The organism is Nonomuraea sp. NPDC049028, from assembly GCF_043197735.1.
Classification (GTDB): domain Bacteria; phylum Actinomycetota; class Actinomycetes; order Streptosporangiales; family Streptosporangiaceae; genus Nonomuraea.
In genome coordinates this window covers 1155654-1181450 of sequence record NZ_JBICTR010000001.1, presented here as the reverse complement: position 1 = coordinate 1181450, position 25797 = coordinate 1155654, and the positions used below count along the sequence as shown (strand labels likewise).

At 67.3% G+C, this 25797-nt stretch carries 26 protein-coding genes and 1 pseudogene; 11 read left to right on the top strand and 16 right to left on the bottom strand.

What is annotated here, in order from left to right:
• Positions 1 to 123 precede the first annotated feature (123 nt).
• From ACGFJ2_RS05245 to ACGFJ2_RS05225, 5 genes are all read right to left on the bottom strand, one after another.
• On the bottom strand, positions 124 to 927 hold the full coding sequence (locus tag ACGFJ2_RS05245) for a maleylpyruvate isomerase N-terminal domain-containing protein (RefSeq protein ID WP_393464871.1): 804 nt from the start codon (positions 925 to 927) through the stop codon (positions 124 to 126).
• Between the two features lie 441 nt (positions 928 to 1368).
• Entirely contained in the window at positions 1369 to 2091 is a 723-nt protein-coding gene (locus tag ACGFJ2_RS05240; protein ID WP_393465301.1) for a pyridoxamine 5'-phosphate oxidase family protein, read from the bottom strand.
• Positions 2092 to 2189: 98 nt separating this feature from the next.
• The gene (locus tag ACGFJ2_RS05235; RefSeq protein WP_393464868.1) at positions 2190 to 3341 is read right to left on the bottom strand and encodes a GDSL-type esterase/lipase family protein; all 1152 of its coding nucleotides are present in this window, start codon (positions 3339 to 3341) and stop codon (positions 2190 to 2192) included.
• A 30-nt stretch (positions 3342 to 3371) separates the two neighbouring features.
• Positions 3372 to 3593: a WHG domain-containing protein gene (locus ACGFJ2_RS05230; RefSeq protein ID WP_393464865.1), complete on the bottom strand. Its 222-nt coding sequence runs from the start codon at positions 3591 to 3593 to the stop codon at positions 3372 to 3374.
• Between the two features lie 157 nt (positions 3594 to 3750).
• A complete protein-coding gene (locus tag ACGFJ2_RS05225) occupies positions 3751 to 4659 on the bottom strand; it encodes an alpha/beta hydrolase (RefSeq protein WP_393464862.1) in 909 nt (302 codons plus the stop codon).
• Between the two features lie 110 nt (positions 4660 to 4769).
• On the opposite strand from ACGFJ2_RS05225, the gene ACGFJ2_RS05220 reads away from it, so the two are divergent.
• Complete coding sequence (locus ACGFJ2_RS05220; RefSeq protein WP_393464859.1) at positions 4770 to 5186, top strand: MarR family winged helix-turn-helix transcriptional regulator; 417 nt, start codon at positions 4770 to 4772, stop codon at positions 5184 to 5186.
• Between the two features lie 650 nt (positions 5187 to 5836).
• Here the strand turns inward: ACGFJ2_RS05220 and ACGFJ2_RS05215 are convergent.
• The 7 genes from ACGFJ2_RS05215 to ACGFJ2_RS05185 all read right to left on the bottom strand — a co-directional run bounded on the left by ACGFJ2_RS05215 (position 5837) and on the right by ACGFJ2_RS05185 (position 10253).
• Positions 5837 to 6676: an alpha/beta fold hydrolase gene (locus tag ACGFJ2_RS05215; RefSeq protein ID WP_393464856.1), complete on the bottom strand. Its 840-nt coding sequence runs from the start codon at positions 6674 to 6676 to the stop codon at positions 5837 to 5839.
• A complete protein-coding gene (locus ACGFJ2_RS05210; protein ID WP_393464853.1) occupies positions 6658 to 7014 on the bottom strand; it encodes a hypothetical protein in 357 nt (118 codons plus the stop codon). Before ACGFJ2_RS05210 ends, ACGFJ2_RS05215 begins: the two co-directional genes overlap by 19 nt.
• A 220-nt stretch (positions 7015 to 7234) precedes the next feature.
• Entirely contained in the window at positions 7235 to 7678 is a 444-nt protein-coding gene (locus tag ACGFJ2_RS05205) for an alcohol dehydrogenase catalytic domain-containing protein (protein ID WP_393464850.1), read from the bottom strand.
• Between the two features lie 48 nt (positions 7679 to 7726).
• A complete protein-coding gene (locus ACGFJ2_RS05200; protein WP_393464847.1) occupies positions 7727 to 8149 on the bottom strand; it encodes a (4Fe-4S)-binding protein in 423 nt (140 codons plus the stop codon).
• 30 nt (positions 8150 to 8179) lie between these two features.
• Positions 8180 to 8488: a GNAT family N-acetyltransferase gene (locus ACGFJ2_RS05195; protein ID WP_393464844.1), complete on the bottom strand. Its 309-nt coding sequence runs from the start codon at positions 8486 to 8488 to the stop codon at positions 8180 to 8182.
• Between the two features lie 258 nt (positions 8489 to 8746).
• Complete coding sequence (locus tag ACGFJ2_RS05190) at positions 8747 to 9940, bottom strand: amino acid ABC transporter substrate-binding protein (RefSeq protein ID WP_393464841.1); 1194 nt, start codon at positions 9938 to 9940, stop codon at positions 8747 to 8749.
• Position 9941: 1 nt separating this feature from the next.
• Positions 9942 to 10253, bottom strand: coding sequence for a hypothetical protein (locus tag ACGFJ2_RS05185; protein WP_393464838.1), 312 nt, complete (start codon positions 10251 to 10253; stop codon positions 9942 to 9944).
• 352 nt (positions 10254 to 10605) lie between these two features.
• On the opposite strand from ACGFJ2_RS05185, the gene ACGFJ2_RS05180 reads away from it, so the two are divergent.
• From ACGFJ2_RS05180 to ACGFJ2_RS05165, 4 genes and pseudogenes are all read left to right on the top strand, one after another.
• On the top strand, positions 10606 to 11073 hold the full coding sequence (locus ACGFJ2_RS05180; protein WP_393464835.1) for a MarR family winged helix-turn-helix transcriptional regulator: 468 nt from the start codon (positions 10606 to 10608) through the stop codon (positions 11071 to 11073).
• A gap of 724 nt (positions 11074 to 11797) precedes the next feature.
• On the top strand, positions 11798 to 12928 hold the full coding sequence (locus tag ACGFJ2_RS05175; RefSeq protein ID WP_393464832.1) for a sensor histidine kinase: 1131 nt from the start codon (positions 11798 to 11800) through the stop codon (positions 12926 to 12928).
• Between the two features lie 8 nt (positions 12929 to 12936).
• Positions 12937 to 13146 (top strand): annotated as a pseudogene (locus ACGFJ2_RS05170) (DNA-binding response regulator); the annotation flags it as partial.
• A gap of 763 nt (positions 13147 to 13909) precedes the next feature.
• Positions 13910 to 15370 carry an alpha/beta hydrolase gene (locus ACGFJ2_RS05165; RefSeq protein ID WP_393464829.1) on the top strand — a complete coding sequence of 487 codons (1461 nt, stop codon included), beginning with the start codon at positions 13910 to 13912 and terminating at the stop codon, positions 15368 to 15370.
• A gap of 383 nt (positions 15371 to 15753) precedes the next feature.
• On the opposite strand, the gene ACGFJ2_RS05160 is transcribed toward ACGFJ2_RS05165, so the two are convergent.
• Positions 15754 to 16218, bottom strand: a complete 465-nt coding sequence (locus ACGFJ2_RS05160) for a MarR family winged helix-turn-helix transcriptional regulator (RefSeq protein WP_393464826.1) — start codon at positions 16216 to 16218, stop codon at positions 15754 to 15756.
• Entirely contained in the window at positions 16211 to 16717 is a 507-nt protein-coding gene (locus ACGFJ2_RS05155; RefSeq protein ID WP_393464823.1) for a hypothetical protein, read from the bottom strand. Before ACGFJ2_RS05155 ends, ACGFJ2_RS05160 begins: the two co-directional genes overlap by 8 nt.
• Before the next feature lie 583 nt (positions 16718 to 17300).
• On the opposite strand from ACGFJ2_RS05155, the gene ACGFJ2_RS05150 reads away from it, so the two are divergent.
• The 6 genes from ACGFJ2_RS05150 (at position 17301) to ACGFJ2_RS05125 (ending at position 23213) form a co-directional block, all read left to right on the top strand.
• Entirely contained in the window at positions 17301 to 17963 is a 663-nt protein-coding gene (locus tag ACGFJ2_RS05150; RefSeq protein WP_393464820.1) for a hydrolase, read from the top strand.
• A 131-nt stretch (positions 17964 to 18094) separates the two neighbouring features.
• Entirely contained in the window at positions 18095 to 19132 is a 1038-nt protein-coding gene (locus ACGFJ2_RS05145) for an LLM class flavin-dependent oxidoreductase (protein ID WP_364000958.1), read from the top strand.
• A complete protein-coding gene (locus ACGFJ2_RS05140) occupies positions 19129 to 19839 on the top strand; it encodes an NADPH-dependent F420 reductase (RefSeq protein ID WP_393464816.1) in 711 nt (236 codons plus the stop codon). The genes ACGFJ2_RS05145 and ACGFJ2_RS05140 overlap by 4 nt, the downstream gene beginning before the upstream one ends.
• Before the next feature lie 198 nt (positions 19840 to 20037).
• Positions 20038 to 20763 carry a flavodoxin family protein gene (locus ACGFJ2_RS05135; protein ID WP_393464814.1) on the top strand — a complete coding sequence of 242 codons (726 nt, stop codon included), beginning with the start codon at positions 20038 to 20040 and terminating at the stop codon, positions 20761 to 20763.
• Positions 20764 to 21059: 296 nt separating this feature from the next.
• Positions 21060 to 22019 (top strand): DUF5996 family protein, encoded by a 960-nt coding sequence (locus ACGFJ2_RS05130; protein WP_393464811.1) that lies wholly within the window; start codon positions 21060 to 21062, stop codon positions 22017 to 22019.
• A 318-nt stretch (positions 22020 to 22337) separates the two neighbouring features.
• Positions 22338 to 23213 (top strand): alpha/beta fold hydrolase, encoded by an 876-nt coding sequence (locus tag ACGFJ2_RS05125; RefSeq protein WP_393464808.1) that lies wholly within the window; start codon positions 22338 to 22340, stop codon positions 23211 to 23213.
• Positions 23214 to 23713: 500 nt separating this feature from the next.
• Here the strand turns inward: ACGFJ2_RS05125 and ACGFJ2_RS05120 are convergent, their stop codons facing one another.
• On the bottom strand, positions 23714 to 24433 hold the full coding sequence (locus ACGFJ2_RS05120) for an ABC transporter permease (protein ID WP_393464805.1): 720 nt from the start codon (positions 24431 to 24433) through the stop codon (positions 23714 to 23716).
• A gap of 23 nt (positions 24434 to 24456) precedes the next feature.
• A complete protein-coding gene (locus ACGFJ2_RS05115; RefSeq protein WP_393464802.1) occupies positions 24457 to 25353 on the bottom strand; it encodes an ABC transporter ATP-binding protein in 897 nt (298 codons plus the stop codon).
• Between the last annotated feature and the right edge of the window lie 444 nt (positions 25354 to 25797).

Genomic DNA, 25797 nt, shown 5'->3' with positions numbered 1-25797 from the left:
GGTCCGCGCGACCAGCTCCAAAGTATCTCTCTATAATCGCCACTACGTTCTGTCAGCGGCTTTGGCTCTCAGCAGCCTTCTGCGCTCGCCTGGCCTCGCGGTGTGTCATCGTGGCGGTGCCGGTCAGCCGCTGACATGGGCGGTGTTGTCGAGCCAGTGCTGGGCGAGGTCGGTGTCGCCGTCGACGCTGATGTTGGTGGTATCGCGGTCGGTGAGAGGGAGTCGCCGGGTCAAGGCCAGCAGCAGCGATCGCGCCGAGCCGGTCACCGTCACATCGGCCTGCTTGGTCGCGGGCTGCCACGTCACCCCGTCAGGCCGCCGTTCGACGAACCAAGCGCCCGCGTCGTCGGTGGTGTCGGTGGCCAGCCACTGCAGGGTCTGCCCGGTGCCCCGGATGGCTTGGGCGGACTTCGGCCGCTGCATCGCCCACGTGGGGGAGGTCAGCATCGCGAAGTGGTTGCTGATGAGCGCGGCTGCAATGTCGGCGTCAACGTCGGCCGGTCGGTCCGCCGCGGCGGCTGCGTCAAAACCGTGGACGACCGCCTCGTTGAGCATGCTGGACATCCAGAATCGCGTCCCGGGCCGCTCGTCCCCCGCGGGGTTGAACACCGGCGCGTCGAGCGCGTCATCGGAGCAGGCGCCCGCGACCCGCTGCGCGGAATCCGACAGCCACCCCTGCCACTCGCGGGGGTCGGTGGGGAGTACGGCCATCTCCGTGGGCAACTGTGTCGGGTCGGTGATGCGCCGCTCGATGATCTCCGCGACCCAGTGCTGGGTCTGGCCCACGTGCTCGACCAGGTCAGTGATGGCCCACTCCGGGGCTGTCGGCACGGCGGCGTCAGGTCCAGCCGCGGCGGCTGATTCCGCCAGACGTCGGGTGTGTTCGACGATCGCTCGCCGGGCAAGTTCCGCGTTCAGCTCAGTCATTGGATTGTCCTTTCCGTAGGTTCGTTGTGCTGTGTATGACTCGGCGTGCCGGTCGAACTCATCGGTGACCTGTGGTCGGCGTGTCAGGCAACTTGCTGATCGCGTCGTGCCGTGGGAGACGGTCACCAGCCCCAAGGGAGAGCGGGCCTGGACGGCCGGGCAGCTCCGGGCGGCGCTGGCCGACCTGCCCGACAGACGGGCAGCCTCCCTGGGAGAAGGGGCCGCTGCCCCTTTCAGGCCAGTACTGCCCCCTCGCACTACGTGCAGGACATGGTTATCTGCCGCTGTCTATCACGTGATTCCCGCGGAGGAGCGATGCATGTTCAGCGGGTGCTGTTACCCGACATCCGGCGGACGGGGCACGCGCCGGCGGCCTGCATCTACAGAGTCCGCAACGCCTCAAGCCGGCGCGGAGCGGACGTCTTGACGATGTCTGGCTGTTCAGGCGGAGAAGCGGTTCACCACCTCTGGGTGAACGACAATGCGCACCACGCCCCTGACAAGCCACTCGTCGAGGAACTTCTGGTACTTCGGGTCGCTCATGTCCCAGTATCGTTGGGCGAGACGAGCCGCGAGTTCGGCGCCACCCTGATCGTGGAGAGTGACTGAGCCCTCCACCGCTACCCAATGTTCGGGCTCACCAGACGGAGCCGCGACGACGACGGAAGCACGGGGGTGCTCCCGGAGACGGTCGAGCTTCGGCGCGTCCGGGAGGGAGAACATGTGCAGGTCGCCGTCGTCGGCTACCTCGAACCACACCGGGCGCGGCGCGGGCCAGCGTTCACCGCGTGGTGCAACGGTGAGGAAGGCGTAGAGCGGCCGTGTGAGCAGGGCAAGATCCTCATCTCGGAACATGACAGCTAACCTACGTCTCGCCGCTCTCGATTCGATTGCCCCCTCCGCTGCGCTGCCCATGAAGACCCGCCGGCTCGTTGAAGACGCCGTCGGCTTCGGCCCGGCGGCGATCATCGAACTGTAGACAAGGGGGGCCACACCACTGTGCTGGGCGGCCTCGGCCACGGCTGTGCCGTAGCGGACCTCGTCGTCGTGACTCAGTCCGGCGCCCGCCTGACCCGAGCTCGGCTGAACGCTGAAGACGCCGTGAAAACCGGCGAACGCCGTCTCGCGTTGTTGGCCAACGAGGGCATCCGCGCCGCGGGAGATCAGGTCCTGTCATGCGGTGACGCGCATGGGGCAGTCACCGGCGTCAAGGGCGAACGCGATCGGGGGCAGGATTCGCCACCGCGCCGTTGCCGAAGCCTTCATGAACTCGTGAACGGTCCCTTCTCGGTGAAGGCGTACCGGGCGAACCGCTCGCCGATCAGGCGGTGGGTGGCGGTGTCCGGGTGCAGGGCGTCGGGCAGCGGGTGCTCGGCGGCGTCGTCCTGGCCGTAGAGCGTGGTGCCGTCCAGGTAGTGCAGATTCGGGTCGTCCGACCGTTGCCCGGCGATCTCGGCCAGCGCGTCGCGGATCACCCGGAGGGTCAACTTGCCCTGCGCCTGCTCCTCGCTGCGGCCGGTGGCGACGAACCGGACGTGGTCGGTGCCGAGCGTGTCCGGGTCCACCGCGCCCGGCCCCGGAGTGTCCTCGTGGATGCCGCAGAAGATCGGCGAGGCCAGGACGAGCGGAGTGGTCGGGTGGCCGTCGCGGATCGTGTCGAGGAAGCCGTGCACGGCCGGCACGAAGGTGCGCAGCCGCATCCCGTCGAGGTTGACGACGTTGATGCCGAGCTTGAGGCTGATCAGGTCGGCCTGCGAGTCGCGGATGACACGGGCGAGGAACGGGTCGAGCAGCGCGCTGCCGCCCAATCCGAGGTTGCGCAGGTCGACGTCGCCGAGCCGGGCCGCGACGGCGGGCCAGATCCGGGTGGGCGCGCTCGCGTTCGACCCGTGGCTGATGGAGCTGCCGTGGTGCAGCCAGACGCGTCGTGCCGGCTCCACTGGGGCGACGGGCGCGTCCGACCGGAGCTCGATCAGCTCGACCGACTCGTTGTGGGGCAGCCAGATCTCGACGAGCTTGTCGCCGCTCGGCAGGTCGCTGAACGTCGTGGTGTGTGATGGGCCGGGGCGCAGCTCGGTGGCGCCCGTGCGCAGGTCGGCCTCGATGACGTCGCCGCCGTCGAGCACGCTGCTGACAACGGGTTCGCCGTCGACCACCAGGTCGATGGCGCCCCGTGGCCGGTCCGCGCCCCGGTAGGCCACCCGCAGGGGGTGGGTCACGAGCGAGATGGTGCGGGCGGCGGTGGTCACCACCACGCGGACGCCCGAGGGCTGGCCCTCGACCATCAGAAGCTGCGGGTCCGGGAACCGTTCCCGGACCCAGCCGGGAAGGCGGTGGGGGCGCAGGCCGCGCGCGGTGCGTTCGAGCTCGGCGGCGCCGTGCACGAACGGCGCGGTCAGGGACGTGCTGGGCATGATGTTCTCTTCCTTCTTCTCCATGAGTGCCTACGGGGCGGCGGCCGGGGCGGTCGGCCATGCCCGCAGGAGGGCGTCCGTGAGCGCGACGACCGTCCGGGCGGCGTCGGAACCGACGACCGCGGGCCCCGCCCGGCGCTGGAGCGCCTGCCATCGGCCGGGACGATCACGGGCGAACGACCGGTGCGCCTGAGCAAGCCCTTCGAGCGCGGGGCGACCCGCCCGGCCGGCGACGGCCTCGGCGATGCGCACGGCCAGCTCCCCCAGCGCGATGGTGCTGATCCCGTCCAGCAGTGCGGCAGGGACGGTCTCACCACGGGCACGGGGCAGGATCTACCCCGGTCCGGCGGCTCGGCCTGACGGCGAAGAAACTCGGACGGCGCCGGCCCCGCCCGGGCGACCCTCCGACCTACAGGTTGTCCGAGTAAAAGCCGACGAGCCGGTCTACCGCCGCATCGACGTACTCCGGCTCGTCGTACATCTCGTAGTGGCCGGCGCCCTCGATGACCATGAGGTCTACCGGGTTGGGCGCCAGGTCCCACAGCCGCATGCCCGACTCGTACGAGCCCGTGGTGCCGCGTCGTCCGGCGAGGACGACCTGGAGGGGTTGGGTCATGAGCTGATCGACCAGGTGAAAGGCGTCGAAGCCGAGCAGCAGCGCATCGCTCCGGGTGAGGCGGCGGTTCGTCGAGTGCTCGTTGCCGCCCCGCTCCGTGCGGTAGTAGGTGATCGCCTGGAGCGTGTCGACGTCGGTCACGCCGAGCGCCTCGGCATCCGCCAGAGTATCGGGCAGCCAGGCCACGCGCGCCGGCTCGCCGGTGCGGGCCTCCTCAGCGCGGGACTCGGCCAGGCCGTCGAGGGCGGCTGCCGGGCCGTCCGGCTGGAAGCCGCGGAACGCCGCCCCGATGTCGCTCGGGACGACGGTGCCGACCGCCCTGATGCGGTGGTCCGTGCGGGCGGTGTGCACCGCGTAGCTTCCACCGGCGCAGATGCCCAGGACGCCGATACGCCCCGAGTCGATGCCCGGGACGGCGCCAAGGGCGTCGATCGCGTACGAGATGTCCTCGGAGCGGCGGTACGGGTCCTCGAGGTCGCGCGGCTCGCCGCCGCTGCGGCCCTGGTGCGCGGGGTCGAACACGAGCGCCGCGATTCCCCGGGCCGCGAGACGAGCGGCGTAGTTCGCGCCGATCTGCTCCTTCACGCTGCTGCCCGGTGTCGACAGCACGACGGCGCGCCGCGGCGCGGCGTCGTCGTCGGGGAGGTGGAGGTCGGCGGCGAGCTCGATCGGTCCGCGCGGGATGGTTATGTGCTGGAGCACCTGACGGGTCCCTTCGCGTAGGGTTCGTGCGATAGCCGGTCAGTTCAATACAGTCCGTAGTACGATATCAAACTAATACGAGACTGTATCATCTGAAGAAAGGGGCGCGTGTGTCGATTGACGCCGCACAGCTGTGGACGCTGAACCATCGCCTGCTGACCGTCGTGCTGGACGCCTGCAGCGCCGACCTGGCCGAGCTCGGGCTGGAATCGAAGGAGTTCTTCGTGCTCGCCGAGGTGGCGGCGTCGCCGTACCCGGCAGAGCTGGCGGCGAAGCTGGTAATTCCGAAGGCGAGCGTGACGGTCTATGTGCGCAACCTCGTCGCCAAGGGGTTCGTGCGGCGCGAGATCGACGATGCGGACCTGCGGCGGCATCGGCTCGTACTGACCGACGAGGGCGAAGCGGCGCGGGACCGCGCGCTCGCATCGCTCGCGACCGAGTTCGACCGCAGGCTGGCGACGATCGCGCCTCGCGATCGCGCCGAGCTGCACCGGATTCTCCTGGCCTTGCTAGAACCCGCGCAATAGCTCGGCCCCTGCCACCTCGCGGAAAGCACCTGCCGCAAACTCAGCCCTGGACCGCTGCCGAGCTGGACCAGCTCTACCGTGTGCCACTGATCCGCATCGCGGGAGCACGCACCGACGGGCGACGGTTCGCAGTGGCCTTCATCCCCGGCCTCGGGCGTGAAGCGGAGGTCGACCAGGCCCTGCGTTGGCGTTACGGCAACGACTCCGGTGTCCGCCAGATGACCCGCTCACCAGCACGCGAAGCGACACTCCGAGTGGTCCCTCTCGCATGAGCGGGCCGCTCCACGCGATCCTCGTCGGCGGATCATGCCGGCCCAGCACCGGCCACTTCTCCTCCAGCACCACCGTGCCGCTCAAGCCATCTCCCAGTTCCGTGGTCAGGACCGCGGAGACCTGATCACCTCCACGGCCAGATTCCACGTGACTTTTAATCAAACGGATGATGTACGGGCGAGCCAACTCCGACCTGCTCCGCGTCCGTGTGCCGCACGGCTACTGATCACGGAAAGTGGGCCAGACCACTTTTAAATGGCCACGGACACCCGGCTACCCCCGTTCTCATTGGAAGCGGGGGTAGCCGTTCTCGCATGAAGACGGCACCTCAGTAGCCAACGGGCCGACGACGAATGCGTTCCGGTCTCGTCGCGGATCTAGCCGAGGAAGGAGCGCAGGGCTGAATTAACCTCATCTGCGTGCGTCCAGAGCAACCCATGTGGGGCGCCCTCAATCTCCACATACTGCGCCTCGGGCAAGTCCCGTCGAAAGCGGCGGGCGGTAGCGTCGATGGGTAGGATCTTGTCGGCTGTACCGTGCAAGATCAGAGCTGGCTTGCCACTGTCGCGGACCGCTTCGATGTCGGTGCGGAAGTCTTCGATCCAAGCGGAAACGACCGCGTAGGCCGCCACGGGGGCACTTGACGTCGCCACGTTCCAGCTCGCGGTGACGGCCTCCTGGCTGATCCGACTACCAAGGTTCTCCTCAAGATTGTAGAAGTCCGAGAAGAATTGCGTGTACCAGGCGTATCGATCACCTTTCGCCGCTGCCTCGATTCCGTCGAAGACCTCCTGCGGCACGCCCTCGGGGTTGTCGTCCCGGGCGACCAGGAAAGGCTCCATCGAGGCCAGGAACGCGAGCTTGGCGACCCTTTCATGTCCGAATTTTGCGACGTAACGGGCGACCTCGCCCGTACCCATCGAGAAGCCCACCAGAACGACGTCGTGAAGGTCGAGCGTCTCTAGCACGGTGTTCAGGTCTGCGGCGAAGGTGTCGTAGTCATACCCGGAGTTCACCTTTGACGACTTGCCGAAGCCCCGACGGTCGTAGGTGATGACGCGGTATCCGGCGGCTAGAAGATTTCGCGTCTGGCGCTCCCAGCTGTGACCGTTCAGTGGATATCCGTGGATGAGGACGACGGGCTGACCCGCGCCCTGATCCTCGTAGTAGAGCTCAACCGGCGTGCTGTTTTCATTCCCTACGGTGATGTACCCCATTTACTCTTCCCTTCTTGAGTCGCTGTGGGCGTCGAGGCCCGCAGGATCAGATCCCATATTTTGCATGGCGCATATCCGCTACGCTCCTGCCTGCCTGGTGTCAGACCATCGGATTGCCGCTGATTGTCGCGTCGGGAGAGGTGAGGTCCTGGATGACGTCCCAGTGTTCGACGATACGGCCGTTTTCCAGCCGGTACGGTCTCCGCGTGACCATCGGGCGCGAGCCCGCCGCCCTCCTCGACGACGAAGCTGCCCTGCGTCTGCGAGTCGAAGATGAACCACACCTTCAGTGCGCCCAGGTTGAACTTGCAGCTTTTACCTACTAGCTGCTCGATCATGACGCTCTCCCATCTTGTTTCCGGACCTCCGACTCTTTAGTTGAACTCGCAAATGGTTGCGTTCATCCCCAGATGTCCCGAAGCATTTGGCGAGTCCGCGGGCGGGTTCATGAAGACCCGGCGCCCGGAGACAGGCAGGCACACCGCGCGCCGTAAAATGCTTCGCTGTATCCGCCACACAGTCAGGACCGAACCGGCTGTGTGTTTTTAGGTACCTGGCTTACCTAGGTGCCAAAGCGCGGGGGCGACGATCGACCACAATCTCGCCCTCCTCGGCAGCCACGTCATCGACGTGAGTCCGAAGGCCGAGGCCAACGGCCGCATTGAAGCCACCCGGCACCCGCAGTGACTCGACCAGCCCCTTGCCGTAGGTGACCAGTTTCACTCCGAGGAAGCGGAGCACCTCGTCGCCCACGCTGAAGGCGGTCACGCCCTTGCCTACCTGGTCGACCACACCGGCCACGTCGGATCCGAGCCCACCCGGGAGGTCGAGGGGCATCACCTGGCTCATGTAGCCATGCAGGATCTTCCAGTCGATCGGGTTGACACCTGCGGCCCGCACCGCGAGCCGCACCTGTCCAGGCCCCGCGGTGGGCGGCGGAACGTCGACGACACGCAGCACGTCAGGGGTGCCGTACTCGGAGAACCGCACTCCGAGGGACATCTGCTCGACTCCTGGTTCTTCTGGGGCACTTACGTGTGAGGGGGCGGGTCAGCCCGACGCTGTCTGACCGCATGGCCCCACGTGGTCGCAGTACGGCTGGAGACGGCTCTGCCCGCAACCACACAGAATGACCCTGGTCTCCGCGCGCGGGCCTGCCGCCGTGTCCATGCTCAACTCGCCGCGCGCGATCAACTGTCCGGCGGAGTTGCGCGTGATCTGCGTGGGCCGGTCCGGAATCTCCGCCCCTCCGTCCACGAGTTCGTACTGCAGCGCACCCGAGGGACAGCGCCGCACCACTTCGGCCAGGCGCTCGGCCTCGGCGCCGTCCGGCCGGATCCACGGGCGCTCACCCGGGTGGAAGACCTCCGGCAAACCGTGGACGCATTCGGCGGCGTGCAGGCAGCGCCTGGCCTCGAATGTCACGGTGATCGACTGGCCCTCGTACGCCTTCTTCTCGGTTCCGCTGCTCATACCGGCCTCCGTCGCTGCCATGCCCGGTGTTCAGTCGCTGACTCTGCTGCGGGACTGATACAGCAGGTCCTGGTACTCGGGGTGCCGGGCGATCCACCCCGCGATGAACGGACAGGTCGCCAGCACCCGCAGGTTCGCGGCGCGCGCCTCGTCGAGGGCGGTGCGAGCCAGCGCTGCCCCAACCCCCCTGCCCTCGTACTCCGGCGAGACCTCGGTATGCACGAACGCGACGAGTTCTGTCGTACGGATGTACTCCGCGACGCCCGCGACCTTGGACTCACCCTCGACCCGGGCCTCGTACCGCTTGGCCTCGGGAACGTCACTTACTTTTACTGACATGTGTCCTCCATACGCCTTCCGCGTGGGCCTTGTTCCACGCTGATCCAATCAAGTTGATGCATCAATTTGTAAATTAGCGAGCGTTTCCACATACACTTGCCGCAATTTCAGCGCCCCGCCTTGAGACGAGCGCTCACCGGGAGCCTGCGCACCAGAGCGCTTCCGAGAAGCTGGAGAACGTCCCAGTGCTGAGCAATTCGTATACGGGTCGGCGCAATATCCGGCGAGCCGTATTCGAAAGGCTTTGGTCGGCCTCCGTCACTCGGCGGCGAAAGCTTCCGCGTAGGGGAAGATCAGCTCTCCGGAGGACGATTCCGGTGGGGACACGACGGTCTGCCGCGATCCGTTCTGGAATTGGCCGACCTCATGGCCGGAAACTCCCTGGAACTGGACCTGCAGGACACGCGGCTCCGACCACTCGCCCTTGGCTCCGAACCTGACATCACCCATGACGGTCGGGAAGGCCTCCTTCCGTGCGTACGCCGAGAGGCTTGCGTCGTCGAAACCGCCGGTCGCTTCGACAGCCTGGGCAACCACCTGCATCTGGGCGTAGGCAAGGGGAACCATGTAGTGCCCCAGGAAGTCGACACCGGCTTCACCGGCCCGTTCCTGATAGGCGTTCAGCAGTTCCGCAACGCCCGGGACCATCATCTTGGGCACCGGCGCCCAATACTCGTAGTTCACGACACCGTTGAGCAACGGGCCGAGCTCCGTCCGCACCGCTGTGTTCTGCGGACCGATCATGGCACCGCCGACCATCTTCGGCCGAAATTCATGAGAACGAAGCGCCCGCACCAAACCTATCGAGTCGGCCGGATAGGAACACAGGAACAACACATCGCTGCCGCTTTCGGCGACCGCGTCGATGACGGGTGCAAAATCCTCGGTCGACAACGGATACGCTGCCTCATGGGCCACCTTCATGCCGTACTTCTCAGCATTCGCCTTGGCACCGATAATGGGATTGCGCGAGAACTCGGAGTCGGCAGACACGAGCGCCACGGTTTCCGGCAGGGGGCTCTGCTCTGCCGCGAGAGCGAAGAATCCCTCCGTGAGTGCGGCATTCGGATCCGGCCCGGTAGGGATCATGGCGAAGTAGTTCGGATACAGGAGCGCGTTGTTGACGCCGAGACCCATGAGTCCGACGAAAAACCGCTCCCGCTCCACGATCAACGGCATGGCCGGGAGCACCGTGCTGGTGCCGTATCCGCCGATGACGAGATCCACCTCGTCCTCGTCGATCAGCCGCTCGTAGATCCCGGGAACGAGGTCGGCGTCTCCTTGGTCGTCGTAGCGGACGAACTCGACAGGGCGGCCGAGAAGCCCGCCTCGGCTGTTGACGTCCTCGCGCCAGATTTCATGGGCGAGGCGGGCCGACCGGCTGTTGTCCGCGAGGGAACCGGTCAGCGACAGGCAGTACCCGATACGGATGGGAGCCGGCGCGGTAGTCATGTCAGGCGCCGCTTCCGGCGCGCTCGTCCTCCCAGCTGTTGATGAAGGTCCTGTTGATCGGCTTCTGCTCCGGGAACACGTCCTGCAGACCCTGGACGAGAAGGCCGCCGCGCTCCTCCAGAACGGTCGTCAAAATGGTCGGGACGTCGAACACCTCGGCGGCCTTGGCGAGTCCGATGACGTTGTTGACGACCATCGTCGGCTCGTGGCTGTTCAGGTTGGCGAACTGGAACGGCTGGTGGTCGATCAGTACGAGGACGCTCTCCTCGGGCGTCAGCAGCGCGTTGAGTCCGGCTTTGTTCTCAGTGCTCATGGGATTCCCCTTCTGGAGCTTCGCGTCCGCGGGCCTCAGGCGGTGCACCGACATCTCGATGCCTGCAGCGAGCCGAGTACGGGCTGGCCGGCTGACGGCCCCACCCATTTTGTTGACGCGTCACCTACGTTAGACACCAGTCGTTGAATCGTCAACTGACGACCGAGCCGTCGACCGGTCGAGTTGCGTGGGTACCTGACCCAAGTCGCCCCCACTGGAGCGTCCACCTAGAGCGCCGGGTGCTGCGGGGAGCGGGCATGGCGCGGCGGCTCCGGACGTTCTGGGCATTGATTCCGAATCGGCCGCGCCTGGGGGATGGATGAGCTGTCGACGGTCTCGCTACGCTCCCTCCATGGACGCAACGCCTGGTCGGCTGACCTCGGAGCAGGCGGCCGCCTGGGACAGTTTCATCCGCATGCAGGAAAAGCTCATCGGACGGCTTTCCCGCCGAGTGCAGGCTGACTCCGGGATGTCCGCCTCCGACTACATCGTGTTGGCCAAACTCACCGAAACCAGCGGCGGGCGGATGCGCTTCATGGACCTGGTGAAGCTGGTGGAGTGGGAGAAGAGCCGCATGTCCCACCAGGTCGGGCGGATGACGAAACGCGGACTGGTGGCCAAGGAGGAATGTCCCGACGACGGACGAGGAGCGTTCATCGTCGCCACCACGGCCGGCTACAAGGCGATCGAAGACGCCGCGCCCGTACACGTCGAACACGTCCGCCGACTGTTCATCAACGCCCTCACCCACGAAGAACTCGACACGCTCGCCCGGATCTCGAACCGCGTCCTCGCACATATGGAGAAACAGCCCGACTGACGGGTCAGACAGCAGGCCGCTTCCGACGAGGTGGAATGGAACCTCGGCGCCGTGAAAGCCACGCTCGACGGCGAGGCCGATCCTGTCGACTCCGCCATTGTCCGTGCCCACCGGCACGCCGCCAGGCGCACGGCCACCCGGCCCTGCGAGGGGAAACGGGTTGACCATCGGACTCGAGCCCGCGTCGCGGTGGAAGTCGTAGAAGCCACGCAGCACGCTCTCACTGTGGCCGTGGGTAGTCGCCGCGTACTTGCGGCCCGGCTTTGCCTTGCCCGCCACCGGATTCGGTGGGGCCGCCGCCACGCCGCCGGAGCGCGCGGACTCACACCGACCGGCAAATGGATCACTTCAGGCGTCGGGCGGTGGGGCGGTGGTCCCAGCGCCCCACCACCATCGCCTGCATATCGCTCAGATACACCGCGACCGGCACCGCAGGAGGCTTCAACCACCGGTTTCTCTCGTTCCGCAGGCGAAATCATGACGTGGTGTCACTGGTGGACTCGGAGAGGTGGAAGCACACTGAGGCGTGCCTCTGGCGCCTGGTCACGGAGAGCATCCCTATGGGGGTAGGGTCTTCGCCCATATCCAAGAGGGCCGCCGTGTCGTCCGTTTGCACGGGGCCTCTCCTCCGTGGCTCGGGCCGCCGCCTCTCCTCCAACAGCCGAAGCCCGGGATGGAGGACTGTATGTGGTGGCTGTGGACACGAGCCTGGAAGGGACGCGCGTTGACCTCCGAGCAGACCGAGCAGACGCAGGGCCAGCTACGCAAACTCAACGTTGGCATCGTGTCCGGCTCGATCTCCGCCGTTGGATCGCTGCTGGTGGCGACCGACACCGACTCCTGGTGGGACGCGCTCCTCATGGGCGTGGGCGTGTCCGCGGCTCTGGTGGTCGTCAATCGGTGGACCGTGGGCCGTTCCTCGTGCGTCGCGCTTCCTGGCCTGATCGTCACCGCGACCGTATGGCTCGTCGGAGTGCTGGCGGCGGACGCCTCGGCGCCATCGTACGGCTTCGCCATCGTGGCCACCATCACCATTCTGGAGCTGCCGCGCCACCGGTGGGCGGCGATCGCGGCACTCGCCGCCTTCGCTGTCGCCGTGGTGGCGACGAAACTGGTGGTGGCGCGCGCGGACGTGGTCGACGTTCTGGTCCAGTACGTCCTCCTCTCCTCATGCGTCGCCCTGGGAGGAGTCGTCCTCACGGTCCTCCTCGCCCAGATCCACGGCCTCATCGGAGAGTTGGAGAAGGCACGGGAACGCGAAGCGGAGGTGGCCGTCATGCGGGAGCGCGTACGTTTCGCCAGCGACCTGCACGACATTCAGGGCCATACGCTCCATGCGGTGAAGTTGAAGGTCTCGCTGGCCCAGAAGCTGCTGCACAGTGACATCGGGCGGGTGGAGCAGGAGCTGGAAGAGGTGCGCGCCCTGGTCGGCGACACCATCACGCAGACCAGGGAGCTCGCCCACGCGCAGCGGCGGCTCAACCTGTCTGCGGAGCTGGAGAACGCCAAAAACCTCTTCGAGGCCGCGGGCATCCACGTGCGCGTCGACCGCGGGGCCGAGGTGGACGTCCGTGTCGGTGAGCTGCTCGGCCAGGTCCTCCGGGAGACGACGACCAACATCCTGCGCCATGCCGAGGCCGAGCAGGTGTGGATCACCCTTTCGGAGACGGGCATCTCCATCGCCAACGACGGCGCACGCGAGGCGGGGCCTCCCAGGCTCAGCGGACTCGCCGCCCTCCGGGACCGCTTGGCAACCCAGGAAGGCGAGCTGACGGTGGAGCGGAAGGACGGGTTGTTCCGCACGACCGCGACATTCCCCCACCGACGTTGCGACGCTGCTTTGGCGACGCGGTAGGGCGACCGATGACCACCGCGGTGTTTGCCGACGACGAGGCTCTTCTGCGGTCGGCGCCGGCGTCGCCGCTTCCCCTCGAAGGGGATGTCACCGTGCTCGCGGAGGCCGAGGAGGGAGAAGGGGCGCGGCGTGCTCCGCAAGGCCCTGAACTTGGCGTTCGGGGCTTCATCAGTAAGTCCGCCGAACCGGCACACATCACCGCGGTCTTCGGCGTCATCGGCACCCCTCGCTCGTGACCTGGACACCTGTTCGTCTGGTACATCCCCTGTGTCACCGAGGCTCGGACCGTGCAGTACGGATTCCTCGCCCACCCGGTCACTGTCATCGGCGATCGGTCGTCTGCGACATTGACCACCGCATCTGGTTCGGCCTTCTCCGATCTGCGAGAGCGGCACACCCAGCTCGGCAAGACGTCGGATCCACAGGAGGCGGCCAAGGGTGTGGTCGGGTGCGCGCGACGTTGCTCAGGGCTGCCGGCGCTCGGCGTCCGGAGATGGGTGCGCCAGTTGTCCGTGGCCGTGCAAAAAGACGCATTCGGCCGTTGACACCGGTCCGATGGTGCGGCCAGATCGCTCCGGGGTTCACCAGTGACGCCGCGTCATGGACTTCACCTGCGAAATGTCATGGCGAGGTGGTGACGTGGCTGCACTGCCGGAAGAGCGCCGCAACGGCTGTAATCGACCCACATGAAGCACTTACGCCCGGCCGCCGGCGAGCTGCTCGACACGCTGGATCGGCAGGCAACCGCAGAGATCGAGCGGCTCACCAGCTGGCAGGCGACGATCGCCGACTTCCCGACATCGAAGTCGGCCTCGACGTGCCCTCGATGCTCGCGGCCTACGGCGAGCACCTGCTCAACGACCAGCAGCGCCGCGTGAACCGGCTGTTCCAGGCGCTCATGACCAACCTGGACGAGCGCTGATCACGCCTCCCGACGGCCCGTCCACGCCCATGCCCATCTCGTTCGTAGAAAGTGATCAGATGCGAAAAGCCCTGACAGCCCTGACCGTCGCCGCCGTGGCGACGACCCTCTTGCCGGGAGTGCCCGCCGCGGCAACAGCCACGCCGAGCGCGGCGCGGTGGGGGCCCTGCCCGGAGAACGTCGCCGCGTCCGGTCTGGAGTGCTCGACGCTCAAGGTTCCGCTGGACTACCGCAAGCCGGACGGGCGGACGATCGACATCGCGATCTCCCGCCTGGCGAGCAAGGACCCGACGCGGCGGCGCGGCGTGCTGCTACTCAACCCGGGCGGCCCGGGCGCGGCGGGCCTGCGATTCCCGGTCGATCTCGTGGCCGCCGGTATGCCGCGGAGCGTGCTGGACACCTACGACGTGATCGGGTTCGACCCGCGCGGCGTCGGCCACAGTACGCCGGTGACCTGCGCTCTGACACCGGAGCAGCAACTGCGGGGCAACGTCCCGCCGTACGCGCCCACCGCGGCCTACGTCGCGAAGCAGGCAGAGGAGGCCGAGGCAATCGCCAGGCAGTGCGCCACGTCGAAGACGGGGTTCATGCTGCCGTACGTCACCACCGCCAACACCGCCCGCGACATGGACCGCATCCGACAGGCACTGGGCGAGCCGAAGCTCTCCTACCTCGGTTACTCCTACGGCAGCCACCTCGGCGCGGTGTACACCACGCTGTTCCCGCAGCGCGGCGACCGGATCGTGATCGACAGCAACCTGCCCCCTGGCGGCATCAACTACGAGGACAGGACTCTGTTCGCCCGAGGCGTCGAGGACCGGCTCCCCGACTTCGCCGAGTACGCCGCCGCCCACCCCGGGTACGGGCTGGGCAGCACACCGGAGCAGGTGACCGAGAAGTACTTCGAGCTCGCCGAACGGTTGGACAGGACACCGGTCCAGGAAACAGACGGTGCGCTGTTCCGGATGCTCACGTTCGCCATGTTCTTCCGCGACGCGAGTTTCCCTGCTCTGGCCGGGCTCTGGCAGTCCATCGACACCGGCCAGGCGCCGTCGGCGGGGGCGGCGGATGATCCCGTACTGAACTCGGACAACTCGATGTCCAGTCACCAGTACGTGGTCTGCGGCGACTCGCGCTGGCCCCGGTCGATCCATACGTACCAGCGCGCCGTCGAGGCCGACCGGAAGCGGTACCCGATGTTCGGCGCGGCGGCGGCCAACATCCGGCCGTGCGCGTTCTGGCCGTCCGACCCCATCGAGGCGCCGGTGCGCGTCAATGACCGGGGCCCGTCGAACGTCCTCATGGTGCAATTCCTCCGCGACGCGGGGACACCGCTGGCCGGCGCCAGGAAGATGCAGCGGGCGCTCGGCGACCGGGCCCGGATGGTGACCGTCGAGCAAGGCGGCCATGGTGTTTACCTGCTCGGCAAGAACACGTGCGCGGACACCGCGGTGACGACGTTCCTGACCACGGGGAAACGCCCGGTGCGCGAGCTGACCTGCGCGGCAGAGCCCGCCTGATCCGAGTCGCCGCGTTGGCCTGCTCGACGAACCGGCTCACAGGCCCAACAAGTACAAGAAGTACAGGGTGTCGCATCTGCTGTGCCTGCTCCAGATCCGGCGTGTGAGGGACCTCGGGATACTGGTGCCCCTGCGAGGTGCCAGAACGGCGAATACCGTTGCTGAACTGGGCGTTCGCAGGGCGATCAGGCTGCTCTCCGGTACTCGCTGATCAGTCCGGTGACGGTCCTTCCACGGTGGATCCGGGAGGCCATGTCGATCACCTCACCAGGTTCGTGCAACGGCAGGCGAAGCGAACGTCCCTGATGCGGGCGATGGTGGTTGAAATGGCGAACTCGCCGGGGGCCCAGCCGGTCGGACACGACCCCATCGAGGAGGCGGTGTCATCCGTCGTCCTCGGGGAGCCGGTCGAGGACCCGTTCGAGCGCGGGTCCGATGACATCCAGCTCGGCGTCGGTGAGCGCGCCGATGAAGTGCCGCCGGACGGCGGCGACGTGTGCGGGAGCGGCGGCGACGATGGCCGCCCGGCCTGCGTCGGTGAGCCGGACCATCGACCCGCGCGCGTCCTCGCTGCACTCCTCACGGGCGACCAGGCCGCGCTTCTCCATCCGGGTGACCTGGTGGGAGATCCGGCTGCGCTCCCAGCCGACCATCCGGCCGAGGTCACGCGCCCGCAACACACCGCCCGGAGCCTCCGACAGCGGCACCAACAGGGTGTACTCCGCCCCGGACAGCCCCGCATCCTGGACCAACTGACGCTCCAGCACCGCGGTCAGCCGCTGCAGCACGCCGATCATCCCGCGCCACACGCGCGCCTCCCGCTCGTCGAGCCAGCGCGCCTCACCCATTGGTAGTCAGGGGCGCCGGTACCGCTGCGCGGCCCGGTTTCCCCATCCCCCTTTCAATCCCTACGTGCGGTTTTCCCGTATACGGCTTACCGATGATCTTCTGGACATACCGTGGGGAGATCACCCCGCCCTGCGGGGTCCCAGCGACTGTCCGCTCCAGCACCCCGTCCAACATCACACCCGCCTGCAGCCACTGGCGGATCAGCTTGAGCACCCGCCGATCCGACACCCGCTTGCCCACATCGGCCGACAACCGGCCATGATCACTCTCGCCGAAGAAGTTACGGATGCCGAACCCTCCGACATTGGCGATACCGTCGATAAACCCGACCCGCAGTCGTTCCATCGCCTGGGCCGCCGACCGCCGGGGCCGATACCCGTACGACACCGACACAAAGTCGGCCTCGAAGATCGGTTCCAACACCAGCTCCGACCGCCGCCCAGCATCGTCGGGTTCAGGTTGCCCGCCGAGGTTGTTGGACCGGGCAGCCCCGGTCATGCCCTGACGCTTACCCCCACCACCAGCATGGTCAAAGTCGGGGTCCTTCCCTCCCACCGGAGACCTCCCGGCGATCCGCGGTGCTACGACCCCGTCGGACTCCCGCTGCGCTCCGGCCGACTTCACCATCGGCTTATACGACCGGTCTTCGCTGACGAGGCTGCAGGCCTCGCGCCTGATGACACTACGGCCCGCCCGCTTGCTCCCTCCGAAGAGGCTCCCGACGCCCCGCTCGGCCCGCTCCCTCTCGACGACGAACCGGGGCCTGCTGCCGGGCTGGCCGGCGACTACCCGGACGGGACTCACGCCCGCTGGCTTCGTCCGGCTTCCAGGTCGCGGCATGCGCAGAGTCTACCAGCGATGTTGACACGTCACTAGAATTCGCGTAGATGTAGACACGTCAACAAAACGGGCTTGATCGTCATGCCGCTATCAGGGTCGACAACCCGCTCGTCCGGCCCCGCCGCAGGGAAGCCCCGCCGTCGCGATGACCGTCGTGTTGATCGTGCCGACCGGCGCCGTGGCCTGGGACCGCTTCCGCCCGACCCGTTCACCTGATCGACACGATGGAAGGAGATATGCCATGAGCACCAAAAAGGCTGGACTCGATGCGTTGTTAACTCCGGAGGAGAGCGTCCTCCTGCTGATCGACCACCAGCCGTTCCAGTTCGCCAATCTCAACAGCCACGAACCGACGCTGGTCGTCAACAACGTCGTCGGGCTCGCGAAGACCGCCAAGGCATTCGGCATCCCCACGATCCTGACCACCGTCCTGGAAGAGCGCGGCGGCCACCTGATCCAAGGACTGCAGGACGTCTTCCCCGACCAGAAGCCGATCAACCGGACGTTCATCAACACCTGGGAAGACAGCCGCGTGGTGGACGCCGTCGAGGCGACCGGGCGCAAGAAGCTGATCATCGCCGGTCTCTGGACGGAGATCTGCGTGGCCATGCCGGCGATTCAGGCCCTCGACGACGACTACGCCGTCTACGTCGTGACGGACGCCTCCGGCGGGGTGTCGGCCGAAGCGCACGACATGGCCGTACGACGCATGGTCCAGGCGGGCGTAGTGCCGATAACCTGGGTCGCCGTGCAGGGCGAGCTGCAGCGTGACTGGGCCCGCGAAGCGACCATCCCGGCGCTCACGGAGGTCGGCGCACAGCACGGCGGCGCCACCGGAGTGGCATTCGCCTGGGAGACGCAACTGCTCAACACTCCCACTCCCACCACCGGCACCCGCGCATAGCATCGCCGGCGACCGGCACAGCGCACGGGGCCGGCGCAGAGCGGCGCCGGCCCCGCCACATTTTGTTGACATATCATCTTCTTTGGCGAGACTCGAAGTCTCAAGTGCGATGAACATCCAGGAGCAGCCCGATGAGCGACCTCGTGCTCGGCCTCGACACCTTCGGTGACGTGCCCGAAGACGACTCCGGCGCCCTCGTCTCCCACGCCGAGGCGATCCGCCAGGTCGTCACGGAGGCGACCCTCGCCGACGAACTCGGCGTCGACGCCATCGCGCTCGGCGAGCACCACCGACCCGAGTACGCGATCTCCACACCCGAGACGGTGCTCGCCGGCATCGCCGCCCGCACCTCCCACATCCGCCTCGGCTCCGGCGTCACCGTGCTCAGCTCCGACGACCCCGTGCGTGTTTTCCAGCGCTTCTCCACCCTCGACGCAATCTCCTCGGGCCGCGCCGAGGTGATCCTCGGGCGCGGCTCGTTCACCGAGTCGTTCCCCCTGTTCGGCTACGACCTCGCCGACTACGAGGTGCTATTCGAGGAGAAGCTCGAGCTGTTCGTCCAACTCCTCGACGAGAAACCGGTCACGTGGACCGGCACCGTGCGCACCCCACTCGAGCACGTCGACGTGTACCCCAAGACCGACTCCGGACGCCTGACCACCTGGGTCGGCGTCGGCGGTTCACCGCAGTCGATCATCCGCACCGCCCGCCACGGCCTGCCGCTCATGCTCGCCATCATCGGCGGCCCGCCCGAGCGGTTCACCCCGCTCATCGAGCTCTACCGCCGCGCCACCGAGCGGCTCGCCACCCCCGCATGGCCGATCGGCCTTCACTCACCCGGCTTCATCGCCGACACCGACGAACAGGCCAAACAGCTCCACTACCCCCGCTACAAGGTCATCCGCGACCGCATCGGCGCCCAACGCGGCTGGCCACCGCTGCGCCGGGAGGAGTACGACGCCGATCTCGAGCACGGCTCGCTGTACGTCGGCTCCCCGGAAACCGTCGCCCGCAAGATCGCCCGCACCGTCCGCACACTCGACGCCGGCCGGTTCGACCTGGTGTACACCAGCGGCTCGCAGCCGATGAGCGCCCGCCTGCGGGCCGTCGAGCTCTACGGCACCAAGGTCATCCCCATGGTCCGCGACATCCTCGCCGAGACGACATGAACGCCACCATCGCGATCCTGGGCGCCGGCAAGGTCGGCACCGTGCTCGCCCGGCTCGCCGTCGCCGCAGGCTACCGCGTGCTCGTGGCCGGCTCCGGCGACCCGGCGAAGATCGCGCTCATCATCGAGGTCGTCACGCCCGGCGCGACCGCCACGACCGCCACCGAGGCAGCCGGCCAAGCCGACACCGTCGTCCTTGCCCTCCCACTCGGCAAGTACCGCACCATCCCCGCCGACGCGCTGCGCGGCAAGCTCGTCGTCGACGCGATGAACTACTGGTGGGAGACCGACGGCATCCGCGACGACCTCACCGACCCGCGCACCACCTCCAGCGAGATTGTGCAGTCCTTCCTGCGCGAAGCCCGCGTGGTCAAGGCGTTCAACCACATGGGCTACCACGACCTCGAGGACGAAGCCCGCCCAGCCGCAACACCCGGACGCAAGGCGCTCGCCATCGCAGGCGATGACGCCGCCGACATCACCGCCGTCGCCCAGCTCGTCGACGCGCTCGGCTTCGACCCCGTCATCGCAGGCCCGCTCGCCGAAGGCGTCCGCTTCGAGCCCGGCACCGAGCTGTTCGGCGCGGACGTCGACGCCGAAGAGGTCCGCGCAATGCTCGAGCGTTTCCCCCGCTCCCCACGCGGCCGTACCGTCGCTCGAGCCCGCTCGGCCAGGTCCGACGAAGCCGCCCGAGGAACCATCACATGAGCAACACCGAAACGGTCCCGGTCGAACTCACCTGCCCTGGCGGCGCGCCCGGCACCGGCGGGGTCGAGGTCCTGTCCGCACGGGAGGTGCCGCTCGGTGGCCCCCGGGCGATGACGGTCTGGCGCACGCTGCCGCAGCGCAAGCGCCCAGTAACCGGAACACCCGTCAATGTCCGTCCTCGGACCGGAAAGGACCCACATGACCGCATCGATGAGCGAGAAGCCCGACTTCACCGGGCTGCGCGCGATGTACATCAACTGCACCCTCAACCGCTCCCCCGGCCGCAGCCACACGCAGGGGGTGATCGACCGCAGCGTGGCGATCATGGAGGCGAACGGGGTCAGCGTGGACCAGATCCGCGCCGTCGATCACGACATCGCCACCGGTGTCCGCACGGACATGACCGAGCACGGGTGGGATACCGACGAATGGCCCGCGCTGCTGGATCGGGTCCTGGCTGCCGACATCCTGGTCATCGCCGGACCGATCTGGCTCGGCGACAACAGCTCAGTGACCCGCCGGGTGATCGAGCGGCTCTACGGCTACTCCGGCGTGCTTAACGAGCACGGCCAGTACGCCTACTACGGGCGCGTCGGTGGCTGCCTGCTCACCGGCAACGAGGACGGTCTCAAGCACTGCGCGATGAGCATCCTCTTCAGTCTGCAGCACATCGGGTTCACCGTCCCGCCCCAGTCCGACGCGGGCTGGCTCGGTGAGGTCGGCCCCGGCCCCTCCTACCTCGACGAGGGCTCCGGAGGCCCGGACAACGACTTCACCAACCGCAACATCACATTCATGACCTACAACCTGCTCCATCTCGCGTCGATGATCCGACGCGCCGGCGGGATCCCGGCCTACGGCAACCAGCGCACGGCCTGGGACGCCGGCTTTCACCCTGACAACCCCAATCCCGAATACCGCTGATCACCTCCGACAGGCACCGAGACGACGGAGCCCCAGCGCGCGTCAGTTCCGGCCGGGCCGGAACGGAGAACCGACATCAGAGAGATCACGCAGGAAGGGGGACCAGATGGCCGATCAGCAAATCGGCGCCACCCGATCAGGAGGAAGGGTCGGAGTCGTCGGTGCCGCCGCCCAGCGCTGTCGTACGAGGGCGCGCAGCTCACCAACGCCCGCGACCGGGCCCGAGGAGCCCGCCCGCAGAACATGACCACCACGGCCACCACCACCTCCCGGCACCACCAAGGATGTGAGAATCGATGACCAGCCCCACGACAACGAGCTGGCCGAGCCTACGAGTCTCGGACTGGACCCCCACCCGCGAGACCCTGCACATGTGGACCCAGATCGTGGGCAAGATCCGCATGGCCCACGCTCCGCTGCTCAACCACTGGTGGCAGGTGACCCTGTACGTCAGCCCGCGCGGGTTGACGACGTCGACCATCCCGTACCGCACGGGGGCCTTCGAGATCGAGTTCGACTTCGTCGGCCACCAGCTCGAGGTCCGCAGCAGCAACGGCGGCGTGCGGAGCCTCCCGCTCCGGCCGATGCCGGTCGCCGAGTTCTACACCCGGATCCTGGACATGCTCGACCAGCTCGGGATCGAGGCCCCGATCCGGCCGCACCCCAACGAGGTCGAGCCGGCGATCCCCTTCGCCGAGGACCACACCCACGCCTCCTACGACGGCGAGGCGGCCGCCCTGTTCTGGCGACAGCTGCTGCAGGCGAACCGGGTGATCGGCGAGTTCCGGTCGCACTTCGTCGGCAAGGTCAGTCCGGTGCACTTCTTCTGGGGAGGTATGGATCTCGCCTGCACCCGCTTCTCCGGGCGGTCAGCTCCGCCACATCCGGGCGGAGTGCCCAACTGCGGGGACTGGGTCATGGTCGAGGGCTACTCCCGGGAACTGTCCAGCTGCGGATTCTGGCCCGGCGGTGGAGAAGAAGGCGCCTTCTACTCCTACTCCTACCCCGAACCCGTCGGGTTCGCCGATCAACCGATCGGCCCTGAAGGGGCGTACTTCAGCACTGAGTTCCAGCAGTTCCTGCTGCCCTACGAGGCCGCCCGCGCCGCGCCCGACCCTGACCGCGCGGTCGCCGAGTTCCTCCACACCACCTACGAAGCGGCCGCGGACCACGGACAGTGGGACCGCTCCGCGCTGGAAGACGACCCCTTCCGGTGGCACGGAACCTCTGCGCCTCGAGGAAACACCGATACCTGACCGGGCCAGCCTGCCGACCACACCGAGGGCCTGGTGCTGAGCCGTACTTCCTTACCGCTCGCGATGGGACGAACTCACGCGGCTTCCACACCGACGTGCTGGGCGGCAGGATCGTGCCGTCGGAGAATCCCCGCAGTCAAACCATAAATCTGGAGCCCGGCCCGGTTTCAAGAACACCCTCGGTGTGGTGATCATGTTGCGGACTGTGTGCCATGTCGACGGTGAAGGAATGCGGCAGGGAGAACCGACCACACAAACAGCTTTCCACTTGACTGCTCGAAAGTGGACGAAGTCTCTATCAATCGGAAGGACTAAGGCATGCTGCTGGCGCGGTTACCGGACGGCCGAGAATTCGAATACGAATCGTTGGGTCCGGAGTCGGCTCCGGTCATCCTGTTTCATCATGGGATGCCCGGTTCTGCGGTGCCCATGCACACAGTGCTCGCTCCCATGCTCGAGCGAGGGTTCCGGGTGATCACCTACTCCCGGTCGGGCTACGGCCGGTCCACCCCGGTCCCGAGCCGAACCGTGGCCGATACGGGGACGGACTGCGCTCACCTGATCGATCACTTGGGTATCGAACGCTACTGCAGTTTCGGTTGGTCCGGCGGGGGCCCCCATGCGCTGGCCAGCGCCGCGGTGGACAGTCACCGCGTCTCCGGTGTCCTGATCAGTGCGTCGTTCGCTCCCCCCACCGCGGCAGGTCTCGACTTCGTTGCCGGCATGGGCAAGCAGAACGACATCCAGTTCAGAAGCCTGCAGGAGGGTGATCAGGCTGCACGCGCGGCCGTGAGCCAGATGGCGGCTGCGGTCCGTGGGAACCGACCCGAGCACGTAACCGCGCAACTGTCCTCTCTCTTTGCGGAGGTCGACGTCTCCGTGATGATGAGCGGCTTCGGCGCGGACAACGCCGCGAACATGGACCACGCCCTGGAGGCGGGGGACCAAGGGTGGCTCGCCGACCTGAAGGCGCTGGGCAGTGACTGGGGCTTCGACCTCGCCGATGTCGTTGCCCCCGTCGAACTGTGGCATGGAGAGCTGGATCGAATGGTCCCGGTCGCGCACGGCGAGTGGCTCTCTCACAACCTGACCGACGTCCGAGCCCACCTGGAACCCGACCACGGTCACGTCTCACTCACTGTTCAGAAGGCCGGATCGATGCTGGACTCCCTGACGCGTCGCCTGAACCGATGACGCGAGCAGCAGCGTCTCCTCCAGCTGCCAAGTGATCGCCCCGATGACGGCGAAGACTGGACAGGGTGCCGCATCGGCGCCCGCGCCGGAAGGCGAACCCATCGACCCCAAGCACCCGCGGGGTCCGCCCGTTGACCTGCTCGACGAAGGTACGGCGCCGGCACGACGGCCGATCGCAGAAGAACCGCCGCACCCGCAGCCGGACGATCAACTGCTGCCCGCCGAGCGGGCGTTCGGCCAGTCCACGCTGGTACGCCGAGTGCACCCTCCTCGCCCGTCCCCGACGGCTTGGACACCGAGGCGGCGGACCACAGGCGGACTTGCGGGCACCTTGTCGAATGCAGGAAGTCCGCGACATTTGCCCCAGTTCAAGGTGTCCGAGGCCGTCACCGCCGACGCTCCCGCCGGGGTCGACGCCGCCATCACCGCGGCGGCGAGAACGGTCACGATGGATTTCCGCATCCTGTCTCTCCTCAGCTGGTCGGGGACGAACCCCGGCGTCATCGGCGCGGCTCCCAGCGGAAGATCCGGGAAGCCAGCGCGACGGCGACGACGACCCAGCTCAGCGTGGGTGCCAGCAGAATCAGAGAGTCAGCGATCGGTACGCCGCCGTTCCAGGCGTTGACGACCAGTTCGGCGGCCGAGCCGCCGGGAAGCAACCGCTTGAGCAGCGTGAGATCCTCGGTGCCGGCGATCCCCACCCAACTGGCCACGACGATGGTGCCGATGGCGATGGGCAACGTGGTCACCTGGGCGTGCTCCGGGGAGTTCGTCACTCCAGCGGTGGCCAGTGCCAGCCCCAGCATCATGATCATCGTCGCGACGACAGCCGCTGCCAGGAGAAGTACATTGTCCGGCGCACCGGTGACCACGGCCAGCACGGTCATGATCACGGCGGCCTGGGCCAGCGAGATGACGGTGACCGGGAGCAGCAGCCCGAAGAGGATGCCGGTGTCGCCCGCCGCGGTGGAGCGCAGCCGCTTGAGGAAGAGGTTCTGCCGGCGCGCGGCCAGCGTGGTCACCGTAGTGGTGTAGAGCGTGAACGCCGCCACCGTGAACATCACCACCGCCGCGACGTATCCGAGACTGCCCAGAGCCGCGAACACCTCGTGCCGATAGATGAAGAACGCGCTGACCGCCGCGGGCATGACGAGGCAGGTGACCAGAACCAGCCGGTTCCGGAAGATCTGCACCAGCTCACTGAGAGCGATCGAGAGCATGGCGAAGGTCCTTTCTTGGGGATTCAGGGAGTGAGCTGGTCGCTGCCGAGCGCGCGGAAGACGTCGTCGAGCCGGGTCGGTCCGGCTTGGAGGTCCCGCAGTTCCACCGCCTGGTCCTGGGCCCAGCGGAGCAGGGTGTGCAGGTCCTTCTGCAGGCCGAAGGTCTCGATGAGGTACTTCCCGTCACCCTCGCGCCTGGCCTGCAGCGGTAGCGCGGGTGCGGGGACCGGCAGGGAGAAGCGGATGGTGGCGGGCAGAGTGCGCGTCAGTTCGGAGACGGTCCCTTCCCGGTGGAAGGTGCCTTTGTGCATGAGCCCGATGCGGTCGGCGCGCTGCTGAGCCTCTTCCAGGTAGTGCGTGGTGAGAACGATGGTGGATCCGTCTTCACGCAGCCGGTCCACCGCGTCCCACAGATCGTCCCGGGACTGGATGTCCAAGCCGGTGGTGGGCTCGTCCAGGAAGATCAGCTCAGGCGCTCCGTACACGGCGGTGGCGAAGTCCAGACGCCGCTTCTCGCCGCCGGAGAGCTGGGACACCTTGGTGCCGGCCTTGCGGGTGAGGTCGACGATGCCGAGCACGCGCTCGACCGTGTCGATGCGCTGGGTGAGATTTCCGATCAGGCGGAGCGATTCGCGCACCGTCAGGTCCGGCGAGAATCCGCTCTCCTGCAGCATGATGCCCATCCGGGGTCGCACCGCCCGCCGGTCGCGCGGACTCTGCCCGAAGACCCGTACGGTGCCCGAGGTGGGTGTGCGGTGGCCTTCGATGGTCTCCAGGGTCGAGGTCTTCCCCGCCCCGTTCGTGCCGAGCAGAGCGTAGAACTCCCCGCGCCGCACCTGGAAGGACAGGTCCTGCACGGCGCGGAAGTCGCCGTAGGTGAGGTTCAGACGGTCGACGTCGATGACTGGTGTCGAGGACATATCGTCGATCTCAGCCGTCGCCGCGCGTATCTGCCAGTGCGGCCACGTCATGACCTCGCCTTGACATCCTTGGCGTGAACGCATGACGTGGTGTCACTGGTGCCGCCACGGGACGGGAAGAATACTGGCGGACTCTGCTGTTTGATCCCGGAGAGCCCACACATGGACACCAGACCCCAGCGCATTCTGCCGGAGGCCGACATGACCGCTCAGCCCCGACACACAGCACCCAGCTGAGGACCGATGAGCCCGTCCGGCGGAGAGCCGCCCGTGATGCATGAGCGCGCTACCGGCATGGCAGGGGCTGCGACCGGCCTCATGTTCGGCAACCAACAGTTCTACAACCTCATCGCGGAGCTGGAGGAATCACGCAAATGCGAAGGGGAACCGGCCGTGGTCCGCGAGCGCATGCGGTTCGCCAGCGATCTCCACGACATCCAAGGC

What these genes read in the sequence shown, in the direction of transcription:
- ACGFJ2_RS05245 (WP_393464871.1), bottom strand. Translation starts at nt 927, where the DNA reads ATGACTGAGCTGAACGCGGAACTTGCCCGGCGAGCGATCGTCGAACAC.
- ACGFJ2_RS05235 (WP_393464868.1), bottom strand. Translation starts at nt 3,341, where the DNA reads ATGCCCAGCACGTCCCTGACCGCGCCGTTCGTGCACGGCGCCGCCGAG.
- ACGFJ2_RS05215 (WP_393464856.1), bottom strand. Translation starts at nt 6,676, where the DNA reads ATGGGGTACATCACCGTAGGGAATGAAAACAGCACGCCGGTTGAGCTC.
- ACGFJ2_RS05210 (WP_393464853.1), bottom strand. Translation starts at nt 7,014, where the DNA reads ATGATCGAGCAGCTAGTAGGTAAAAGCTGCAAGTTCAACCTGGGCGCA.
- ACGFJ2_RS05205 (WP_393464850.1), bottom strand. Translation starts at nt 7,678, where the DNA reads ATGTCCCTCGGAGTGCGGTTCTCCGAGTACGGCACCCCTGACGTGCTG.
- ACGFJ2_RS05200 (WP_393464847.1), bottom strand. Translation starts at nt 8,149, where the DNA reads ATGAGCAGCGGAACCGAGAAGAAGGCGTACGAGGGCCAGTCGATCACC.
- ACGFJ2_RS05195 (WP_393464844.1), bottom strand. Translation starts at nt 8,488, where the DNA reads ATGTCAGTAAAAGTAAGTGACGTTCCCGAGGCCAAGCGGTACGAGGCC.
- ACGFJ2_RS05190 (WP_393464841.1), bottom strand. Translation starts at nt 9,940, where the DNA reads ATGACTACCGCGCCGGCTCCCATCCGTATCGGGTACTGCCTGTCGCTG.
- ACGFJ2_RS05185 (WP_393464838.1), bottom strand. Translation starts at nt 10,253, where the DNA reads ATGAGCACTGAGAACAAAGCCGGACTCAACGCGCTGCTGACGCCCGAG.
- ACGFJ2_RS05180 (WP_393464835.1), top strand. Translation starts at nt 10,606, where the DNA reads ATGGACGCAACGCCTGGTCGGCTGACCTCGGAGCAGGCGGCCGCCTGG.
- ACGFJ2_RS05165 (WP_393464829.1), top strand. Translation starts at nt 13,910, where the DNA reads ATGCGAAAAGCCCTGACAGCCCTGACCGTCGCCGCCGTGGCGACGACC.
- ACGFJ2_RS05160 (WP_393464826.1), bottom strand. Translation starts at nt 16,218, where the DNA reads ATGGGTGAGGCGCGCTGGCTCGACGAGCGGGAGGCGCGCGTGTGGCGC.
- ACGFJ2_RS05155 (WP_393464823.1), bottom strand. Translation starts at nt 16,717, where the DNA reads ATGACCGGGGCTGCCCGGTCCAACAACCTCGGCGGGCAACCTGAACCC.
- ACGFJ2_RS05150 (WP_393464820.1), top strand. Translation starts at nt 17,301, where the DNA reads ATGAGCACCAAAAAGGCTGGACTCGATGCGTTGTTAACTCCGGAGGAG.
- ACGFJ2_RS05145 (WP_364000958.1), top strand. Translation starts at nt 18,095, where the DNA reads ATGAGCGACCTCGTGCTCGGCCTCGACACCTTCGGTGACGTGCCCGAA.
- ACGFJ2_RS05140 (WP_393464816.1), top strand. Translation starts at nt 19,129, where the DNA reads ATGAACGCCACCATCGCGATCCTGGGCGCCGGCAAGGTCGGCACCGTG.
- ACGFJ2_RS05135 (WP_393464814.1), top strand. Translation starts at nt 20,038, where the DNA reads ATGACCGCATCGATGAGCGAGAAGCCCGACTTCACCGGGCTGCGCGCG.
- ACGFJ2_RS05130 (WP_393464811.1), top strand. Translation starts at nt 21,060, where the DNA reads ATGACCAGCCCCACGACAACGAGCTGGCCGAGCCTACGAGTCTCGGAC.
- ACGFJ2_RS05125 (WP_393464808.1), top strand. Translation starts at nt 22,338, where the DNA reads ATGCTGCTGGCGCGGTTACCGGACGGCCGAGAATTCGAATACGAATCG.
- ACGFJ2_RS05120 (WP_393464805.1), bottom strand. Translation starts at nt 24,433, where the DNA reads ATGCTCTCGATCGCTCTCAGTGAGCTGGTGCAGATCTTCCGGAACCGG.
- ACGFJ2_RS05115 (WP_393464802.1), bottom strand. Translation starts at nt 25,353, where the DNA reads ATGTCCTCGACACCAGTCATCGACGTCGACCGTCTGAACCTCACCTAC.